Origin of the sequence: Lentibacillus songyuanensis, assembly GCF_039548255.1 — a bacterium.
Classification (GTDB): domain Bacteria; phylum Bacillota; class Bacilli; order Bacillales; family Amphibacillaceae; genus Lentibacillus_C; species Lentibacillus_C songyuanensis.
Genome location: NZ_JBCLVH010000016.1, coordinates 1 through 1,532, shown reverse-complemented (window position 1 = coordinate 1,532; position 1,532 = coordinate 1). Strand labels below are relative to the sequence as shown.

General features: G+C 42.6%; 2 protein-coding genes. Both read right to left on the bottom strand.

Annotated elements, in window-relative coordinates:
• Positions 1-9: 9 nt before the first annotated feature.
• On the bottom strand, positions 10-807 hold the full coding sequence (gene dapB, locus WMZ97_RS14800; RefSeq protein ID WP_343272872.1) for a 4-hydroxy-tetrahydrodipicolinate reductase: 798 nt from the start codon (positions 805-807) through the stop codon (positions 10-12).
• 44 nt (positions 808-851) lie between these two features.
• Positions 852-1,193, bottom strand: a complete 342-nt coding sequence (locus WMZ97_RS14795; protein WP_343272871.1) for a nucleotide pyrophosphohydrolase — start codon at positions 1,191-1,193, stop codon at positions 852-854.
• Positions 1,194-1,532: the final 339 nt, after the last annotated feature.

Genomic DNA, 1,532 nt, shown 5'->3' with positions numbered 1-1,532 from the left:
ATCGGTCACCTACTCTACTATGTTTTCCAGCCCATAAACTAACGTTTCCAACGCCATTACCTGTTGAATGGAAAAATGAATACCGTCCATGAATGAGCCACGGTTAAACGAATCATGTTTAAGGGTCAGCAGTTGGCCTGCTCCGCCAAAAATTACTTCCTGGTGCGCTACGAGTCCTGGCAAACGTACACTATGAATGTGCATCCCATTCATCGATGCTCCCCTTGCGCCTGGCATAGTTTCCGTTTCTTTGGGATGGCCTTGTTGCTTTTCTTTTCGTGTTGCGGAAATTAACTGTGCGGTTTTTATCGCTGAACCTGATGGTGCGTCGAGTTTTTGATCATGATGCTTTTCAATAATTTCGACATCTGGGAAGTATTTTGCTGCCATTTTGGCAAATTGCATCATTAAGACAGCACCAATTGCAAAATTTGGTGCAATGAGACAGCCTGTGTTCATTTCGTTTGCTATTTGGGTTAATACTTCAATTTGTTCTTCCGTAAGCCCCGATGTACCAATTATCGGTCGGACACGATGATTTAATGCTTGCTTAGCATGATCAAAAGCCGCATTTGGTACAGTTAAATCAACAAAGACATCGGCTTGTACCTGTTCAAAACATGTACTCGCATCCTCAAAGATCGGGATATCGAGCGCCGGCATTCCTTCGATGTCTTTTACCTGTTTCCCGCCATTGATTCGATCAAGGACGGCTACCAATTCAAACGACTCCTCTTGTTCTACCATTTTAATGGCTTCCGATCCCATTCGGCCTCTTGGCCCTGCGATGATTACTTTTATTTGCATGGTTCACCCTCCTGCAATTGATTTCGTTCGATTGATACTATCTCTTATTCTTGCCTTTTTGTCCACCGATCCTTATCCCGTGTTTCTATTTTACGAATGGACCGTTCAAATGCTGTGGATAAATCAATATCCAATGCATTCGCAAAGCAGGTCAACACAAATAACACATCACCAAGCTCGTCTTCGATGGTTTTTTTTTGTTCACTTGCTTTTTTTGGCTTTTCCCCGTAATAATGATTCACTTCACGCGCCATTTCACCAACTTCTTCTGTTAGCCGCGCCAACAGTGCCAGAGGTGAAAAGTAGCCTTCCTCAAATTGAGATATGTAGGAATCAACACGCTGTTGAATTTCATTTGTTGTAAACGCGATACGTTCTGTAGTCATCGTTACTCCCCTTTATAATGAATTCATCTCTTTTCATGTTAGCTAAAAGGTGCTGATTTGACAAATTATTTATTTCATTGGTATGTGTCAAGTTTTTCTCGGCGCTGCTTTCGTACCAATATTTCAGGCACTATCATTTTGTACACTTTATTCGGGCTACCGCGCTGTCGCTTGCTGGCCCCGATTTTGAGGTAACGTTCTACAGCCCAAGAACGTAACCCCAAAATCAGGGTATCATTTATTTAAAGCTTTTAACTAAATGACCCATGGCTGTAGAATGGGCCGTATATAAGCCTATAGCGCCTTGTCTAGTTCCCACTGATGGACGAGTTGGGTTAC

What these genes read in the sequence shown, in the direction of transcription:
- WMZ97_RS14795 (WP_343272871.1), bottom strand. Translation starts at nt 1,193, where the DNA reads ATGACTACAGAACGTATCGCGTTTACAACAAATGAAATTCAACAGCGT.
- dapB (WP_343272872.1), bottom strand. Translation starts at nt 807, where the DNA reads ATGCAAATAAAAGTAATCATCGCAGGGCCAAGAGGCCGAATGGGATCG.